Here is a 17243-nt window from a genome sequence, read left to right on the forward strand (position 1 = left end):
ATTACAGGATATCGGACGCGTAATCGGCAAGCCGCGAGCGTTCGCCGCGTGCGAGCGTCACGTGGCCGCTGTGCGCCCAGCCCTTGAAGCGGTCCACCACGTAGGTGAGGCCGGAGCTGCCTTCGGTCAGATACGGCGTGTCGATCTGCGCGATATTGCCGAGACACACGATCTTCGTGCCCGGGCCCGCGCGCGTAACGAGCGTCTTCATCTGCTTCGGCGTGAGGTTCTGCGCCTCGTCGATGATCAGATACTTGTCCACGAACGTGCGGCCGCGCATGAAGTTCATGCTCTTGACCTTCAGGCGCGAGCGGATCAGCTCCTGGGTCGCCGCGCGCCCCCATTCGCCGGCGGCGTCATCGGTCTTCTGGAGCACTTCGAGGTTGTCGTCGAAGGCGCCCATCCACGGCTGCATCTTTTCCTCTTCGGTGCCCGGCAGGAAACCGATGTCCTCGCCAACCGGCACGGTCGCGCGCGTGACGATGATCTCGTTGTAGCGCTTCTCGTCGAGCACTTGCGAGAGGCCCGCCGCGAGCGCGACCAGCGTCTTGCCCGTGCCGGCCTGGCCGAGCAGCGTGACGAAGTCGATCTCCGGGTTCATCAGCAGGTTCAACGCGAAGTTCTGCTCGCGGTTGCGCGCCGTGATGCCCCACACGTTGTTCTTGTGGTGGCCGTAGTCGCGCAGCGTCTGCAGGAGCGCCGTCTTGCCGTTGAGCTCGCGCACGATCGCATGGAACGCCGGTTCGCCGTTCTGCGGCTCGAGATAGACGAACTCGTTCACGAGCATCGAGAGGCACTCGGGACCCGTCACGCGGTAATACGTCGTGCCGGTCTTGGTGTCCTGCCAGGACTCCATGCCCTTGGCGTGCTTCGACCAGAAGTCCTGCTGGAGCGCGCGCACGCCCGAGTAGAGCAGGTCCTTGTCTTCGAGAACCTGGTCGTTGAAGTAGTCTTCCGCGGGCAGGCCGAGCGCATGGGCCTTGATGCGCATGTTGATGTCTTTCGACACCAGCACGACGAGGCGGTCCGGCCGGTCACGCTGCAGCGCGCGCACCACGCCGAGGATCTGGTTATCGGCTTTGCCCTGGGGCAGGCCGTCGACCGGATCGATATGCGTGAGCGTGGTCTGGAAGTACAGGCGCCCAAGCGCCTCGCGGCTGCCGAGGCGGCCGAGCGAAATGCCTTCCGAGATCGGGCCCGCGTTGGCGACCAGCTGGTCGAGCGTGCGGCTCACCTGGCGCGCGTTGCGCGCGACTTCCGACATGCCCTTCTTGTGGTTGTCGAGTTCTTCCAACGTCATCATCGGCAGATAGACGTCGTGCTCCTCGAAACGGAACAGGCAGGTCGGGTCGTGCATCAGCACGTTCGTGTCGAGCACGAAGAGCTTCTGGACTTCGGTGCTCTCTTCGGGATGCACGCGTTTTTTCGCCCCGGCGCGCGTGGCGGGCACAGCGGCGCCGCCGGAGGCTTTTGCCGAGGCGGGTTTGCCGCCGCGCGCCACGGGTGTGTCGTCGGCGCCGGTGCGGGCCTCGAGAGGCTGCAGCAGCGCGGCCCTCACTTGCTTGCTGTTGTTGCGCTTGTTCCGCGCGGGCGCCGGGGCGACCGGTTCGAGCGCAGCCAGTTCGGCGCTGGCGCTCGAAAGCGGCACCGTGCGCAAGGTGGTCGCGGCGTTGGCGGCCAGCGTCATCGGCTCGGCGACACTGCCGGGGCCGTATTCTGCAACGTCGGCCGCGTCGTTCTCGCTCGCGGCCTTGCGTGTGCTGCGCGTCGTGCGGGCACGCGCCTTGTATTCTTCGGGCGGCAGCAGGTTGCCGAGCTTGCTGGGGGGAGTAGGCAAAGGCATGGTGTCCCTCGAAAAAATCGGGTCGAGTGGTCGCGGGGTTACCCAGTAAGGCGCGCTTTCGGGCGGTGCGTGCGGGTGCCGGGTAGGCCTCCGCCGTTACTGCGCAAGGTGCGCGCTCAGGTCAGAAAATGCCGGTTCGCCTGGTTTTCGATCAGCTCCTTGACGTTTGCGCGCGCCGGGTCGCAAAGCCGGCACGAACGGGGAGAAAAGCGGGAGGGAACAGCATGGAACAAACAAAAAAGCCGCCGCCCCGGATGACGAGGCAAGCGGCTTCACTTCGGTGTTGTCCCGTTGCCTCGGATACGCATTTCCGGTCATTCCATGACCGGCTGCGAAACCGCCGCAACGCGACGTAAAAAGGGTTGGACAGGCACTCATTGCAGCCCAATATAACGCTCCTCAAAGCGCTTGTACAGCCTCCAGAACTTCGTCGACATGGCCCGGGACCTTGATGCCGCGCCACTCCTGGCGCAGTACGCCGGTCGCGTCGATCAGGAAGGTCGAGCGTTCGATCCCTCGTACCTGTTTGCCATACATTTTCTTCAATTTGATGACGTCGAAGAGCGTGCACAGCGCTTCGTCGGCATCCGATACCAAGGTAAACGGCAGTTCGAGCTTGGCCTTGAAGTTATCGTGCGAGCGCACGCTGTCACGCGACACGCCGACGATCTGCGCGCCGGCCTTTTTGAACTTCGGATAGAGATCGCGGAACTGCAGGCCTTCGGTCGTGCAGCCCGGCGTGTTGTCTTTCGGATAGAAGTACAGCACCACCTTGCTGCCCTTCAGGCTCGACAGCGTGAAGTCGCCGCCGGTAGCGGGGGCGGTGAAGTCCGGAACGGGGTGGTCGACTGCGATGGTCACGTCAGGCACGTGGCTCTCCCTTTGTTATTGGCTGGCATTGCCGCTGCGCACGGTGCCGTTTCGCCGGGACGGCGTGCCGCCCGCGGCGGGGGCGTTGCGCGGGCGAGGGTCCTGGCAGGCACTGAGCGGCGCGCAGGCGGCGGATTCAGTCGGGCTGAACGATCAGCTGGCCGGAGCGGCCGGCGATCTCGCCCCAGGTGACAGGGTACGATGGCAGCGAATCCGGGTCCAGCGTCGCATGATAGTCGCCCATCGTGGCAAACGTGTGGCCTTGCGCGCGCCAGCCGGCGAGCAGCTGCTCGAACACCGGTGCGAGCTTCTGGCCTTCGAGTTCGGCGTGCAGCGTGAAGACCTGGTCGTGCGGGTTGTTTTCGGTACGCTTGAGCATCCATGCCGCAACCGTATCGGTATCGACGCCATCGACGCCGAGCACCTCGTCGAGCGTGGGCAGCGTGGTGGGCATTTGCACGTGATTCAGCGTGCGGCCCGCCACCACCGGACGGTAGGGCGAATGACCGCGCCCGTCGGAGGCGTAGCGCATGCCCCACGTGTCGATCTGCTCGAAGGCGGCCTCGTTCATCTGCCAGCCCGCCGCGCCGTGCGTGACGGGCGGCGTGCCGAAGATGCGCGTGAAGCGGTCGTGGCTCTTCTGCATCTGGCGCGCGGTCCATTGCGCGTCACGCTTGCGCACGTTGTCCTGCCAGTACACGTGATCCCATGTATGGATGCCGCATTCGAAGCCGGCTTCGTGAATCGCGCGCATTTCCGCCGCGGCTTCCACGCCGATGTCGGGGCCCGGCAGCAGCACGCCGTACATCAGCTGCTTCACGCCGTAGTGCTCGACCACCGACGTGCGCGAGACCTTCTTGAGAAAGCCCGGCCGCAGCACGCGGCGCAGCGCCCAGCCCGTGTGATCGGGGCCGAGGCTGAACAGGAACGTGGCGCGCGCCTTGTAGCGGTCGAAGATGCGCGCGAGATTCGGCACGCCTTCGCGCGTGCCGCGCAGCGTGTCGACATCGATTTTCAGGACGATGCGGGCCAAGTGGCGAAGTCCTTTCTCTAGCGCTTAATGTTGCTCGACGAGCGCACGCGCTTCGGCCACGTGGCCGCGGTACGCTTCGAAGATCTTGCGCAGCGCTTCGTCGAACGTCGACTTCGGCGCCCAGCCGAGTTCCTGCTTCGTGTTGTCGATCTTCGGCACGCGGTTCTGCACGTCCTGATAGCCCGCGCCGTAGTACGCGCCCGACGACGTTTCGACGAGTTGCACCTTCTTCGCCATTTCCGCGTATTCCGGGAATTCGGCGGCGAGCGCGAGCATCTTGTGCGCGAGTTCGCGCACCGAGAAGTTGTTGGTCGGGTTGCCGATGTTGTAGATCTTGCCCGTGGCGACGCCGTCCTTGTTCTCGATGATCTTCATGAGCGCTTCGATGCCGTCGTCGATGTCGGTGAACGCACGCTTTTGCGCGCCGCCATCCACGAGGCTGATGTTCTCGCCGCGCACGATATGGCCGAGGAACTGCGTCACGACGCGCGACGAACCTTCCTTCGGCGTGTAGATCGAGTCGAGGCCCGGGCCGATCCAGTTGAACGGACGGAACAGCGTGAAATTCAGGCCTTCCATGCCGTAGCCCCAGATCACGCGGTCCATGAGCTGCTTCGAGCACGCGTAGATCCAGCGCGGCTTGTTGATCGGGCCGTAGGTCAGCGCCGAGGCGTCCGGGTCGAACTGCTCGTCCGGGCACATGCCATAGACTTCCGACGTCGACGGGAAGACGAGGTGCTTGCGGTACTTCACGGCCGAACGCACGATCGGCAGGTTCGCTTCGAAGTCGAGCTCGAACACGCGCAGCGGCTGCTGCACGTAGGTGGCGGGCGTCGCGATGGCGACCAGCGGCAGGATCACGTCGCACTTCTTGACGTGGTACTCGACCCACTCCTTGTTGATCGTGATGTCGCCTTCGAAGAAGTGCATCCGCTCATGCTTGACGAGGTCGCCGAGGCGATCCGTCTGCATGTCCATGCCGAACACTTCCCAGTTCGTGGTTTCGAGGATGCGTTTGGAGAGGTGGTGGCCGATAAAGCCGTTCACACCCAGGATCAGAACTTTTTTGGTCATGGACGGGGGACAGATGAAATGAGTTCGGAGAACGCGGCGGGGCTGATGACGGTCTCCTGACCGTCATGCGCATGCCGCAGTTCGTGGATCGCGATGGCGCGTGCGTCGCCGCAGACGGCGAAAAGCGCATTATCGCTTACGTGGATGCCGGCGGGCAATCCGGCGAGGGGGCGGACCCTTTCGGCGTCTTGCGAGCCGGGGCGCACGAGACGCGCGCGGGCAATCACGAAACGCTCGTTGCCGATGTCGGTGAACGCGCCCGGATAGGGCGGCGCGACGGCGCGGATCAGGTTGTACACATGCTGCGCGCTTTCGCCGAAATCGATGCGGCCGTCCTCGGGCTTGCGCCCGCCGTAGTAGCTGCCCCGGGTGAGATCGTTCGGCAGATGCGGCGCCTCGCCCGCGATCAGCGCAGGCAGCACGCGCCAGAGCGTCTGCTCGGCGGCGACCGTCACCTTGTCGAAGACCTGCGCGGCGGTGTCGTCTGGCAGGATCGGCACCGGGGTTTGCGCGATGATCGCGCCTGCGTCGGGCTTCGCGGCCATTTCATGCAGCGTGGCGCCCGTTTCGGTTTCGCCGTTGAGCACGGCCCAGTTCGTAGGCACGCGGCCGCGGTATTTCGGCAGCAGCGAGCCGTGCACGTTGTACGCGCCGCGCCCGGCGAGGGCGAGCAGGTCCACGGGCAGCATGTGCCGGTAGTAGAACGAGAAGATGAAGTCCGGGCGCGCCGCGGAAACGGCCGCACGCAGTTCGGCGCTCTTCGGGTCGGCGGGCGTGACGACCTCGATGCCATGCTCTTCGGCCACCGACTTCACGCTGCCGAACCAGATGTTTTCAGTCGGGCTGTCTTCATGCGTGACGACGAGTGCAACGTCGACGCCGCCCGCGAGCAACACCTGCAGACAGCGCACGCCCACGTTGTGATACGCGAAGACTACGGCGCGCGGTTTCATTGGCCGGCTCCTTCGTTGGCCGGGTTCGTGGTCGCGGGCCGTGCAGCAGCGCCTGCCGCTCGCGCGGGTTCAGCCGGCTGCGCGAATGCGGCGGCCTGCATGAAATCCTGGCGCGGCGTCTCGGCGACGGCGCGGCCATTGCGCTCCTCGAGGATCGTCTGGATCAGGTAACGCGGACGCGCGCGCACCTGCTGGTAGATGCGGCCGATGTACTCGCCGAGCAGACCGAGCGCGAAGATGATCACGCCGAGCAGGAAGAACGTGATGGCGAAGAGCGTGAACACGCCTTGCACTTCCGCGCCGAGGATGAAGCGGCGAATCAGCAGCAGCAGGAAGAGGCCTGCCGAGCCGAGCGAGAGGATCACGCCGATGAACGAGAGCCACTGCAGCGGCACGACGGAGAAGCCCGTCACGAGGTCGAAATTCAGGCGGATGAGGCTGTAGAGCGAGTACTTCGATTCGCCCGCGAAGCGCTCCTCGTGCGCCACTTCGACCTCGACCGGGTTCTGCGAGAACGTGTAGGCGAGCGCCGGGATGAAGGTGTTGATTTCGCCGCAGCGGTTGATCGTGTCGATGATACGGCGGTTGTACGCGCGCAGCATGCAGCCCTGGTCGGTCATCTTGATGCGCGTGATGCGCTCGCGCAGACGGTTCATCGCCTGCGAGGCCTTGCGCCGCCAGAGGCTGTCCTGGCGCTGCTTGCGGATGGTGCCGACGTAGTCGTAGCCCTCGCGCATCTTCTCGACGAGCTTGCCGATTTCCTCGGGCGGATTTTGCAGGTCGGCGTCGAGCGTGATGACGATCTCGCCGCGGGCCTGCTCGAAGCCCGCGAGAATCGCCATGTGCTGGCCGTAGTTGCCGTTGAGCAGGATCGCGCGCGTGGTATCGGGCCGCGCGCGGAACTGCTCCGCGAGCATCGCGGCCGAGCGGTCGCGGCTGCCGTCGTTGATGAAGATCACTTCGTACGAGGTGCCGAGCTTGTCGAGCGCCGGATACAGGCGCGCGAACAGCGCGGGAAGGCCAGCTTCCTCGTTGTAGACCGGAATGATGACCGAGACTTCCGGCGTGTCCGGGGTCAAGGTGACTTGTTCCGTTTGACTCATGTGTGCGTCGATTCCGTTATTGGATGCTTCGGTTTGCTGCATGCGCAAATCGGCGGCGCGTGCGCTGCGCCGTCCGCCTGCGTTTCCCCTGTGTCGACCAGCGTTGGCGCTTTAGCGCTTATTCTGGTCCCATGCCCGTCAGGGCGGCTCCATCCAGTCCCCGACTTCCGTTACTGCCTGTTTTGCCAGTTACCTGGCAAACTTTGTGCAGATCTCATTCACTGCACTGCACACGCGCGCCACGTCGGCTTCGCTCATCTGCGTGAAGAGCGGCAGCGTGACCGTGCTCGCGCCGAAGCGCTCCGCGTGCGGGAACATGCCCGCCCTGAAACCACGCTCGCGGTAGAGCGTGAAGAGGTGGATGGCCGGGTAATGCACGCCCGAGCCAATCCCGCGCTCCTTGAGTTCACCCATGAAACCGGCGCGGTCGATCGCGAGCTTGTCGAGCGGCAGCGTGATCTGGAACATGTGCCAGTTGCTGTTGGCGAAATCGGCGAGCGGCAGGCCGACACCGAGCTTAACCGCCGCGCCGCCTTCGAAGCCCGCGAAGTAAGCCCGCGCAAGCTCGCGGCGCTGCCGGATGAAGCGCTCGATGTGCTTGAGCTGGCCGAGCCCGACACGCGCCGCCACATCCGTGAGATTGTACTTGCCGCCAAGCACGTCGCAGTCCATACCGTCGAAGCCCGTGCGTGTAATGCCCTGGAGGCGGTACTTCTGCGCGAGCACGGCCTCGGCTTCNTCGTTGAGNACGAGCGCGCCGCCTTCGATCGACGTGAGGTTCTTGTTGGCGTGGAAGCTGAACGAGACGATGTCGCCGATCGCGCCGATGCGCTTGCCGTTCCAGCTCGAGCCGAACGCCTGTGCGGCGTCCTCGATCACGCGCAGCTTGTGCTGGCGGGCGATCGCGTAGAGCCGGTCCATGTCGACGGGCAAGCCCGAGAGATAGACCGGGATGATGGCTTTGGTCTTCGGCGTGATGGCGGCTTCGAGCTTGTCGAGGTCGATGTTGCGCGTGACGGGATCGATGTCGGCGAACACCGGCGTCGCCCCGACTTCATAGACCACATTGCTGGTCGCGACCCATGAGGCGGGCGTGGTGATGACTTCGTCGCCGGGACCCACGCCGGCAATGCGCAAACCGACTTCGAGCGTGGCCGTGCCCGAGTTGAAGGTGCGCACGGGACGGCCGCCGCAGTATTCGGAGAGCGCCGCCTCGAACGCCTGGTTCTGCGGGCCGGTCGTGATCCAGCCCGAGCGCAGCACGTCGGCGACGCCCTGGATGGTTTCCTCGTCGATTTCGGGGCGCACGAACGGCAGGAACGGAAGGGTCGACTGCGGGGATGACTGGGTCATGAGTGCCTTGCTCTTTGTTCGTCAGAAAGTGGGGCCGGGCAGCAGGGCTGCCGCGGCGCATCTTACGAAATGCTTATATGGGCGCAATGCGCCGCACTGCAAGCGGCCTTGCCACGCGCGCCGGAAGCGCGCGCCGCGGCGCGTTAGCTGCGCGCCAGCACGAACACGCCGATCAGGATGATGCCGATACCCACGAGCCGCTGCACGCTCAGCACCTCGCCGAACAGATACCACGCCGCGAACGCGTTGACCACGTAGCCGAGCGAGAGCATCGGGTAGGCGATCGAGACGTCTACGCGCGAGAGCCCGACGATCCACACGACCACGCTGAATACGTAGCAGGTGAGGCCGCCGAGAATCGGCACTTGTGTCGCGAGCTTCAGGCCAATGGGCAAGATGTTCGCACGGCTGAATTCGAAGTGTCCAACGGCATTGACACCCGCTTTCAGCAACAGTTGCGCACACGCGTTGAGGCCGACGCCGGCGAGGATGCAGATGAGGGAAATCGGATTCATCGGAAAGGGTGGTTCAACGGGTTATCGGGTTGGGGCGGGCGCAGGCCCGCGCCGGCGCGGGCCTGCGCGGCCGGCCCAATTATCGCCCATGCGTCAATCGGGGCCAGGAAGGGGGCCAGCAAGCGCTCAGGATTGCGGCTTTTCGACGATCACGCGCCGCGCGTCGCGGGCGATCACCTGCATCGGCAGGCCTTGCGCGGCCAGTTCTTCGTAGCGCTTCACCGGAATCAGCGCGAGCGCATAGCGGTCGGACTTCCAGCGCGCCTCCCAGTCGGCAATGGTCGGCACCCATTTTTGTGGCTCCTCGGAGATGCCGAAGGCCAGCTCGTCGGTGACCTCGACCATCGTCATCGTATGGCGCACGTAGAAGGGCATGGTGTGGTCGAGCACGCCCACCGAGTAGAACGGCGTGTCGGGCGGCAGCTTCGCAATGGCGGCGCGCACCGCGGGCGCGAGCGGCGCGCCGGAACTCAGCGTGCCGAACACGTCGTGGCCCGTGCCCGCAATGGTCGCGAGCAGCAGCCACGCGGTGCCGAGCGCAATCGCCGGCACCCGCGCGCCGGTTTCGGGCGTGCGCTTCGCGCGGTTCAGGCGCAGGCCGACCATGGTGACGACGAAGGCGACCGCGGCCGCGGCGAACACCCACACCTGGAACGCCCGGTAGAGCGCGTTCGGATTGCGCGCGTCGCCAAGCCGCGTGAGCACGAACGAAGCCGCCATCAGCACGACGGCGAACAGCGCGTAGCCCGCGAGGTGCCTGTTCCACTGGGCGCGCGTCATGACCGGCAGATACATGCCGATGATGAGCGCAATGGGCGGCGCGATGGGCAGGACGTAGGAGACGAGCTTCGAGTGCGAGGCGCTGAAGAACAGGAAAATGAACACCGTCCACACGAGCATCAGCATGACGGGCGAGAACCCGTTGGGCTGACTCGGCGCGCGCAGCGCATGGCGCACACTCTGCACGCTCACCGAAAGCCACGGCAGGAAGCCCACCAGCATGACCGGCACGAAGTAGTAGAACGGGCCGGGGCGGTTCTGCGCGGGCGTGAGGTAGCGCTGGAACTGCTGGACGATGAAGAAGAAGTTGAAGAACTCCGGGTTGCGCTGCTGCACGAGGATGAACCACGGCGAAACGATCGCGAAGAACACGATCAGGCCGCTCACGAGATAGAGGCGCTTCCAGAGCGCCCAGTCGCGCGAGACCGCCGTATAGAGCACCAGCACGGCGCCCGGCAGGATCAGGCCGACGAGGCCCTTGGACAGCACCGCCATCGCCATGGCGGCCCAGCACACCCACATCCACAGGCGCGCGTGCGTCGTGGGCAGGTTCGGGCGCTGCGCGAGCAGCAGCGCGCACAGCGTGAGCTGCATCCAGAACGCGAGGCCCATGTCTAGCGTGTTGAAGTGGCCCATCAGGTTCCAGTACGGCGCGCAGGCGAGCACGACCGCGGCGAAGAAGCCCGTGGCGGCGTTGAATACGCGCGCGCCGGTGAAGCCGATCACCAGTACGCCCGCGAAGCCGGTGAGCGCCGTGTAGAGACGCGCCTGCCACTCGCCGATGCCGAACCACGCGAACGTGAGCGCGTTCATCCAGGTTTGCAGCGGGGGCTTTTCGAAGTACTTGTAGCCGTTGTAGCGCGGCGTGATCCAGTCGCCGCTCGCGAGCATTTCGCGCGCCATTTCGGCGTAGCGGCCTTCGTCGCTCGGCAGCAGGTGGCGCCAGCCGAGCGGCAGGAACCAGATCACGGCGAGGGCGAGGATCAGGAGCAGGATCGCGCTGCGGTTGAGCGGTAGCCTCGATGGCGTATCGTTCATGGGTTTCAGCCTGTTCTTGTTGCAGTCGTTGCGGTCGAGGTGCGGAGCGCGCATTGGCCGCGCGCGGCATGCGGGCCAGGTCCGGCGCGCGCTTCACACGCGGCGCGCAAGTGTACTACGCCGCTGCGCGGCGACCTGATGGCAAGCTTAAGGCGCGTCAGCTTTCGATCAGAAGCGCGGCCGCCACGCGGCGGCCTTCGGCCATGAGGATGTTGTAGGTGCGGCAGGCGGCCTTGAAGTCCATCGCCTCGACGCCGATACGCTTCGCGGCGAGCGCCGCAGTCAGGCGCGGATGCGGGAAGCGCAGCCGCTCTCCGCTGCCGAAGACGACCACTTCGGGGTTCAGCGGGAGAAGCATCTCGAAGAGTTCGGGCGTGAGGGCGTCGAACGCCTGCACCGGCCAGGGGGTGACCGGCGATTGGGGCATCACGATGATGCTGCCCGTATGGCGTTCGAGGTTCACTTCGACATAGTCGGCGCCGTAACCGGTCACGGTGTTCAGCGCGGCGCTGGAGTCCTGGTGTAGTTTCAAAACGGGGTTCCGGGGTAAGGGCAGGTCGGGTGCGCAAGCGAGGGGGCGCATATCCTGTGCCGACGCCGGACTCGGCGCGAACGGCTTTGCAGCCCGCCTTGTCACCCGCTTCGCGACCCGCCTCCTGGCCGATTGCGCATTGCGGAAGTTGGTCAAAATCCGCTAAATTATAGCTTTTTAGCCGCCGCTGCGGCGGCGCCCGCGGGTAGACCGCGCCGGCAGGCCGCTACGTGCGCCATCCGCGCATCGGGCGAGGGCAGCCACAAGCTGCCGGGGCGGTATTGGGGGTGGTCGGGTTGGCCAGCGCACGCTTTGTTCCGAAGCGTCGTGTGCACTCCGCACTCCCCTCGCAATCGTGCACGGCTTTTGTCCCGCAGGGGGCTCCCTCCGGCTCCCTTGCCTGTCTTGTCCGCCAAGGCGCCATCCGCCGGCCGGCCAACGGCATTTCAGCCTGTTCCAGCCCTTTTACCGCGTCTGACTCGCCTCTGACGCCCTGACTGATTCTCTGACCGCTTCTCTGACCGATAGCCCGCCGTGAAACCGATTCTCAAATCCAACAAGCTGCAGAACGTTTGCTACGACATCCGCGGGCCGGTGCTCGAGCACGCGAAGCGCCTCGAAGAAGAAGGCCATCGCATCATCAAGCTGAACATCGGCAATCTCGCGCCGTTCGGTTTCGACGCGCCCGACGAGGTCATTCAGGACATGATCCTGAACCTGCCGGGCTCCTCGGGGTATTCGGATTCGAAAGGCGTGTTCGCCGCGCGCAAGGCGATCATGCATTACGCGCAGCAAAAGGGCGTCAAGGGCGTCGAGCTGGACGACATCTACATCGGCAACGGCGCGTCCGAACTGATCGTCATGGCCATGCAGGCGCTCCTGAACGACGGCGACGAAGTGCTGCTGCCCGCGCCCGACTATCCGCTGTGGACGGCGGCGGTGAGCCTCTCGGGCGGCACGCCCGTGCACTACATCTGCGACGAGTCGAACGCGTGGATGCCGGACCTCGACGACATCCGCTCGAAGATCACGCCGAACACGCGCGCGATCGTCGTCATCAACCCGAACAACCCGACCGGCGCGCTCTATTCGGACGACCTGCTGCGCGGGCTCGTGGCGATCGCGCGCGAGCACGGCCTGATCCTGTTCGCCGACGAGGTCTACGACAAGATCATCTACGACGACAAGACGCACACGGCGCTCGGCTCGCTCTCGGAAGACGTGATCACCGTCACGCTCAACAGCCTTTCGAAGAGCTATCGCGCGTGCGGCTACCGCGCGGGCTGGATGTTTCTCTCGGGCATGACGGGGGAAAACCGCCGCCGCTCGAAGGACTACACGGAAGGGCTCGGCATTCTCGCCTCGATGCGCTTGTGCGCGAACGTGCCGGGCCAGTACGCGATCCAGACGGCGCTGGGCGGCTACCAGAGCATCAACGAGCTGATCCACCCGGGCGGGCGCCTGTATCGCCAGCGCGAACTCGCATACAACATGCTCACGGCCATTCCGGGCGTGACCTGCGTGAAGCCGGAGGCGGCGCTGTACATGTTCCCGCGCCTCGACCCGAAGCTCTATCCGATCGAGAACGACCAGCAGTTCATCCTCGATCTGCTCCTGCAGGAGCGCGTGCTGCTCGTGCAGGGCACGGGCTTCAACTGGAAGCAGCCGGACCACTTCCGCGTGGTGTTCCTGCCGAACGTCGACGACCTGACCGATTCGATCAACCGCATCGCGCGCTTCCTCGACGGTTATCGGCAGCGGCACGGCACCTGAGCCAGTCACACGCATTCCCTTTTCAAACACTTGGACGAACACACGCTGCATGGATCCGATCAAAGTAGGTCTCTTGGGCTTCGGCACGGTGGGCAGCGGCACCTTCACGGTACTGCGCCGCAACCAGGAAGAAATCAAACGCCGCGCGGGCCGCGGCATCGAGGTGGCGCGCATTGCCGTGCGCAACCCGGCCAAGGCCACGGTGGCGCTCGGCAGTGAAGCCGGCAGCGTCGAGCTGACGACCGACTTCAATGCCGTGGTCGACGATCCTTCGATTTCGATCGTCGCCGAAATGATCGGCGGCACGACGCTCGCCAAGGATCTCGTGCTGCGCGCCATTGCCAGCGGCAAGCATGTCGTCACGGCGAACAAGGCGCTGCTGGCGGTGCACGGCACCGAGATCTTCGAAGCGGCGCGCGCCAAGGGCGTGATGGTCGCGTTCGAGGCGGCGGTGGCGGGCGGCATCCCCATCATCAAGGCGCTGCGCGAAGGCCTCACGGCCAACCGCATCCAGTACATCGCCGGCATCATCAACGGCACGACGAACTACATCCTCTCGGAAATGCGGGAGCGCGGGCTCGACTTCGCGACCGCATTGAAAGCCGCGCAGGAACTGGGCTACGCCGAAGCCGATCCGACCTTCGACATCGAAGGCGTGGACGCCGCGCACAAGGCCACGATCATGAGCGCGATCGCGTTCGGCGTGCCCGTGCAGTTCGACAAGGCCTACGTGGAAGGCATCAGCAAGCTCGACGCCATCGACATCAAGTACGCGGAAGAACTGGGCTATCGCATCAAGCTGCTCGGCATCGCGCGCCGCACCGATCGCGGCATCGAGCTGCGCACGCATCCCACGCTGATTCCGGCCAAGCGCCTGCTCGCCAACGTGGAAGGCGCAATGAACGCCGTGGTCGTACACGGGGACGCCGTGGGCACGACGCTGTACTACGGCAAGGGCGCGGGCGCCGAGCCAACGGCATCCGCCGTGGTGGCCGATCTCGTCGATGTGACGCGCCTGCACACGGCCGACCCCGAGCACCGCGTGCCGCATCTGGCGTTCCAGCCGGACAGCCTCTCGAACACGCCGATCCTGCCGATCGACGAAGTCACGAGCGGCTACTACCTGCGCCTGCGGGTGGCGGACCAGACCGGCGTGATGGCGGCCATCACGCGCATTCTGGCGGACAGCGGCATCTCGATCGACGCGCTGCTGCAAAAGGAAGCCGAGCAGGTCGACGCGCAAGGCAAGGCGGAAACCGACATCATCCTGATCACGCACGAGACGCTCGAGAAGAACGTCAACGCGGCGATCGCGCAGATCGAAAAGCTCGCGACGGTGAAGTCGCAGGTCACGAAGCTGCGTATGGAAGGACTGAACTAAGGCAAGGGCTATGAATTACGTATCTACGCGCGGCGCGGGCGCCGGCGAGCATCATTCGTTTTCCGACATCCTGCTGGGCGGCCTCGCGCGCGACGGCGGCCTGTATCTGCCGGCCGACTATCCGCGGATCAGCAAGGAAGAACTGGCGCGCTGGCGCGGCCTGTCGTACGCGGATCTCGCGTTCGAGATCCTCTCGAAGTTCGCCGGCGACATTCCGGCCGAGGACCTGCGTGACATCACGCGCCGCACCTACACGGGCGAGACGTACCGCAACGTGCGCCATGGCGAAGACGCGAGCAAGATCACGCCGCTCACCACGCTCGGCGAGGAAAACGGCGCGCAGCTTTCGCTGCTCGAACTCTCGAACGGTCCGACGCTCGCGTTCAAGGACATGGCGATGCAGCTGCTCGGCAACCTGTTCGAGTACGCGCTCGCGAAGGCCGGCCAGGAGCTGAACATTCTCGGCGCGACGTCGGGCGACACCGGCAGCGCGGCTGAATACGCCATGCGCGGCAAGAAGGGCGTGCGCGTGTTCATGCTTTCGCCGCACAAGAAGATGAGCGCGTTCCAGACGGCGCAGATGTTCAGCCTGCAGGACCCGAACATCTTCAACCTGGCCGTGGAAGGCGTGTTCGACGACTGCCAGGACATCGTCAAGGCGGTTTCGAACGACCACGCGTTCAAGGCGCAGCAGAAGATCGGCACGGTCAACTCGATCAACTGGGCGCGTGTCGTGGCCCAGGTCGTGTACTACTTCGCCGGCTACTTCGCGGCGACGACGTCGAACGACGAGCGTGTCTCGTTCACGGTGCCCTCGGGCAACTTCGGCAACGTGTGCGCGGGCCATATCGCGCGCATGATGGGCCTGCCAATCGAAAAGCTCGTGGTCGCGACCAACGAGAACGACGTGCTCGACGAGTTCTTCCGCACCGGCATTTATCGCGTGCGCGGCTCGGCCGAGACGTATCACACGACGAGCCCGAGCATGGACATCTCGAAGGCGTCGAACTTCGAGCGCTTCGTGTACGACCTGCTTGGCCGCGATCCGGCGCGCGTGACGCAGCTGTTCCGCGACGTCGAGGAGAAGGGCGGTTTCGATCTCGTGGCGAGCGGCGACTTCGTGCGCGTGAAGCAGTTCGGCTTCGTTTCGGGCCGCAGCAGCCACGACGACCGCATCGCCACGATTCGCGACATCTACTCGCGCTACAAGACGATGATCGATACCCATACGGCCGACGGCGTGAAGGTCGCCCGCGAACACCTGCAGCCGGGTGTGCCGATGATCGTGCTCGAAACCGCGCAGCCGGTGAAGTTCGGCGAGACGATTCGCGAAGCGCTGGACCGTGAGCCGGAGCGTCCGGCGGCGTTCGAAGGCCTCGAGGCGCTGCCGCAGCGCTTCGAAGTCGTGCCTGCCGACGCCCAGCGCGTGAAGGACTATATCGCCGCTCACACGGCGGACTGATCGACGCGGCCGGGGCCGGATCGGCTCGCGGTCCCGGCGCGTCGACATCGCTTCGGGTCTTACGCGGCGTCGGATCGCCCGAATCCGCCCGCGGCACCACGCCAGCCGATCCTGCGCACCCGCACGGATTGCGCGCCAGGGATATCCACGGCATCAGGCGCAGCGCGCCGGTCGCGCCGCTACAATAACGACAGACCAACCGCTGCTGGCGGCCCCGCCGCCCAAGTCCGAGACGACCTCGATGTCCACGCCTACGTCCCCGTCTTCCGCTGCGCCGGCACCCGTGCCGCGCGCGCCGATGCTCTCCACCGCCGACGCCCTTGCCGCGCTGCTTGCCGCGGCGAAGCCGCTCGCCGGCACCGAAACGATTTCGACGTTCGACGCGTTGAACCGCGTGCTCGCCGCGGACGTCGTCTCGCCGCTCGACGTGCCGCCGATGCATACGAGCGCAATGGACGGCTACGCGGTGCGCGTGGCCGATCTCGCGCAAGGCAGCCGCCATCTGCCGGTTTCGCAGCGCATTCCCGCGGGCCACGCGCCACAGCCGCTCGCGGCGGGCACGGCGGCGCGCATCTTCACGGGCGCGACGGTGCCGCCGGGCGCGGACGCCGTGGTGATGCAGGAGCAGACCGAGGCCGCGCAGGGCGCCGTCACCTTTCTGCACGCGCCCAAGGCGGGCGAATGGATCACGGCGCAGGGCGCCGATATCCGCAAGAACACGGTGATCCTGCCGGCGGGCACGCGCCTCACGCCGGCGGCACTCGGGCTCGCGGCGTCGGTTGGGTGCGCCACGCTGACCGTCGTGCGCCGCGTGAAGGTCGCGGTGTTCTTCACCGGCGACGAACTGACGATGCCAGGCGAGCCGCTCAAGCCCGGCGCGATCTACAACTCGAACCGCTTCACGCTCACGGGCCTCTTGCGCAACCTCGGCTGCGAAGTCACCGACTACGGCATCGTGCCGGATCAACTCGACGTCACGCGCGCAACGCTGCGCGAGGCGGCCGCCGCCCACGATCTCATCCTTACCTCGGGCGGGGTCTCGGTCGGCGAGGAGGATCACGTGAGGCCCGCCGTCGAGGCCGAAGGCCGCATCAACCTGTGGCAGATCGCCATGAAGCCGGGCAAGCCGCTCGCGTTCGGCGCGGTGCGTCGGGTGCAGGGGGCGGCGGACGCGGAAGCCGGCGAGGCGTTTTTCATCGGGCTGCCGGGCAACCCGGTGTCGAGTTTCGTCACCTTTCTGTTGTTCGTGCGCCCGTTCCTGCTGCGGCTCGCGGGCGCGACGCAGGTGAGCCCGCGCGCGCTCTCGCTGCGCGCCGACTTTACCCAGGCGAAGAGCGACCGCCGCAACGAATTCCTGCGTGCGCGCGTGAACCCGGCTGGCGGTCTCGACCTGTTCTCGAACCAGAGCTCGGCGGTCCTCACCTCCACGGTCTGGGGCGACGGTCTCATCGACAATCCGCCCAATCATGCGATCAGCGCCGGCGAGACCGTGCGCTTTATTCCGTTCACCGAATTGCTGTTCTGAAAAGCCTC

14 protein-coding genes are annotated in these 17243 nt (G+C 65.7%); 4 read left to right on the forward strand and 10 right to left on the reverse strand.

Going from position 1 to position 17243, the window contains the following annotated elements:
- Position 1: 1 nt before the first annotated feature.
- The 10 genes from A3CW_RS0118560 to A3CW_RS0118605 all read right to left on the reverse strand — a co-directional run bounded on the left by A3CW_RS0118560 (position 2) and on the right by A3CW_RS0118605 (position 11094).
- Positions 2-1843 (reverse strand): PhoH family protein, encoded by a 1842-nt coding sequence (locus tag A3CW_RS0118560; RefSeq protein ID WP_028204905.1) that lies wholly within the window; start codon positions 1841-1843, stop codon positions 2-4.
- A gap of 399 nt (positions 1844-2242) precedes the next feature.
- Positions 2243-2704: a peroxiredoxin gene (locus A3CW_RS0118565; RefSeq protein ID WP_028204906.1), complete on the reverse strand. Its 462-nt coding sequence runs from the start codon at positions 2702-2704 to the stop codon at positions 2243-2245.
- Between the two features lie 145 nt (positions 2705-2849).
- Positions 2850-3746 (reverse strand): polysaccharide deacetylase family protein, encoded by an 897-nt coding sequence (locus A3CW_RS0118570; RefSeq protein ID WP_028204907.1) that lies wholly within the window; start codon positions 3744-3746, stop codon positions 2850-2852.
- Between the two features lie 24 nt (positions 3747-3770).
- Positions 3771-4820, reverse strand: coding sequence for a bifunctional UDP-4-keto-pentose/UDP-xylose synthase (locus tag A3CW_RS0118575; protein WP_028204908.1), 1050 nt, complete (start codon positions 4818-4820; stop codon positions 3771-3773).
- A complete protein-coding gene (locus tag A3CW_RS0118580) occupies positions 4817-5773 on the reverse strand; it encodes a formyltransferase (protein WP_028204909.1) in 957 nt (318 codons plus the stop codon). Before A3CW_RS0118580 ends, A3CW_RS0118575 begins: the two co-directional genes overlap by 4 nt.
- Positions 5770-6876 carry a glycosyltransferase gene (locus A3CW_RS46770; RefSeq protein WP_245623683.1) on the reverse strand — a complete coding sequence of 369 codons (1107 nt, stop codon included), beginning with the start codon at positions 6874-6876 and terminating at the stop codon, positions 5770-5772. The genes A3CW_RS0118580 and A3CW_RS46770 overlap by 4 nt, the downstream gene beginning before the upstream one ends.
- 189 nt (positions 6877-7065) lie before the next feature.
- Positions 7066-8229: a DegT/DnrJ/EryC1/StrS family aminotransferase gene (locus tag A3CW_RS0118590; protein WP_028204910.1), complete on the reverse strand. Its 1164-nt coding sequence runs from the start codon at positions 8227-8229 to the stop codon at positions 7066-7068.
- Between the two features lie 143 nt (positions 8230-8372).
- Positions 8373-8744 carry an SMR family transporter gene (locus A3CW_RS0118595; RefSeq protein ID WP_028204911.1) on the reverse strand — a complete coding sequence of 124 codons (372 nt, stop codon included), beginning with the start codon at positions 8742-8744 and terminating at the stop codon, positions 8373-8375.
- Positions 8745-8870: 126 nt separating this feature from the next.
- Positions 8871-10562 carry a glycosyltransferase family 39 protein gene (locus tag A3CW_RS46775; RefSeq protein ID WP_035513262.1) on the reverse strand — a complete coding sequence of 564 codons (1692 nt, stop codon included), beginning with the start codon at positions 10560-10562 and terminating at the stop codon, positions 8871-8873.
- Between the two features lie 157 nt (positions 10563-10719).
- Positions 10720-11094 carry an Mth938-like domain-containing protein gene (locus A3CW_RS0118605; protein ID WP_028204912.1) on the reverse strand — a complete coding sequence of 125 codons (375 nt, stop codon included), beginning with the start codon at positions 11092-11094 and terminating at the stop codon, positions 10720-10722.
- 534 nt (positions 11095-11628) lie between these two features.
- Between A3CW_RS0118605 and A3CW_RS0118610 the strand changes: the two genes are divergently transcribed.
- From A3CW_RS0118610 to A3CW_RS0118625, 4 genes are all read left to right on the forward strand, one after another.
- A complete protein-coding gene (locus A3CW_RS0118610; RefSeq protein ID WP_028204913.1) occupies positions 11629-12867 on the forward strand; it encodes a pyridoxal phosphate-dependent aminotransferase in 1239 nt (412 codons plus the stop codon).
- 49 nt (positions 12868-12916) lie between these two features.
- Positions 12917-14248 (forward strand): homoserine dehydrogenase, encoded by a 1332-nt coding sequence (locus A3CW_RS0118615; RefSeq protein WP_028204914.1) that lies wholly within the window; start codon positions 12917-12919, stop codon positions 14246-14248.
- Positions 14249-14258: 10 nt separating this feature from the next.
- The gene (gene thrC, locus A3CW_RS0118620; RefSeq protein ID WP_028204915.1) at positions 14259-15710 is read left to right on the forward strand and encodes a threonine synthase; all 1452 of its coding nucleotides are present in this window, start codon (positions 14259-14261) and stop codon (positions 15708-15710) included.
- 298 nt (positions 15711-16008) lie between these two features.
- Positions 16009-17235 (forward strand): molybdopterin molybdotransferase MoeA, encoded by a 1227-nt coding sequence (locus A3CW_RS0118625; RefSeq protein WP_028204916.1) that lies wholly within the window; start codon positions 16009-16011, stop codon positions 17233-17235.
- Positions 17236-17243: the final 8 nt, after the last annotated feature.

This window comes from Paraburkholderia nodosa DSM 21604, assembly GCF_000519185.1.
Taxonomy (GTDB): domain Bacteria; phylum Pseudomonadota; class Gammaproteobacteria; order Burkholderiales; family Burkholderiaceae; genus Paraburkholderia; species Paraburkholderia nodosa.

Excerpts from the sequence above, each read along its gene's own strand:
- A3CW_RS46775 (WP_035513262.1), bottom strand. The coding sequence starts at position 10,562 with ATGAACGATACGCCATCGAGGCTACCGCTCAACCGCAGCGCGATCCTG.
- A3CW_RS0118560 (WP_028204905.1), bottom strand. The coding sequence starts at position 1,843 with ATGCCTTTGCCTACTCCCCCCAGCAAGCTCGGCAACCTGCTGCCGCCC.
- A3CW_RS0118580 (WP_028204909.1), bottom strand. The coding sequence starts at position 5,773 with ATGAAACCGCGCGCCGTAGTCTTCGCGTATCACAACGTGGGCGTGCGC.
- A3CW_RS46770 (WP_245623683.1), bottom strand. The coding sequence starts at position 6,876 with ATGAGTCAAACGGAACAAGTCACCTTGACCCCGGACACGCCGGAAGTC.
- thrC (WP_028204915.1), top strand. The coding sequence starts at position 14,259 with ATGAATTACGTATCTACGCGCGGCGCGGGCGCCGGCGAGCATCATTCG.
- A3CW_RS0118615 (WP_028204914.1), top strand. The coding sequence starts at position 12,917 with ATGGATCCGATCAAAGTAGGTCTCTTGGGCTTCGGCACGGTGGGCAGC.
- A3CW_RS0118575 (WP_028204908.1), bottom strand. The coding sequence starts at position 4,820 with ATGACCAAAAAAGTTCTGATCCTGGGTGTGAACGGCTTTATCGGCCAC.
- A3CW_RS0118595 (WP_028204911.1), bottom strand. The coding sequence starts at position 8,744 with ATGAATCCGATTTCCCTCATCTGCATCCTCGCCGGCGTCGGCCTCAAC.
- A3CW_RS0118625 (WP_028204916.1), top strand. The coding sequence starts at position 16,009 with ATGCTCTCCACCGCCGACGCCCTTGCCGCGCTGCTTGCCGCGGCGAAG.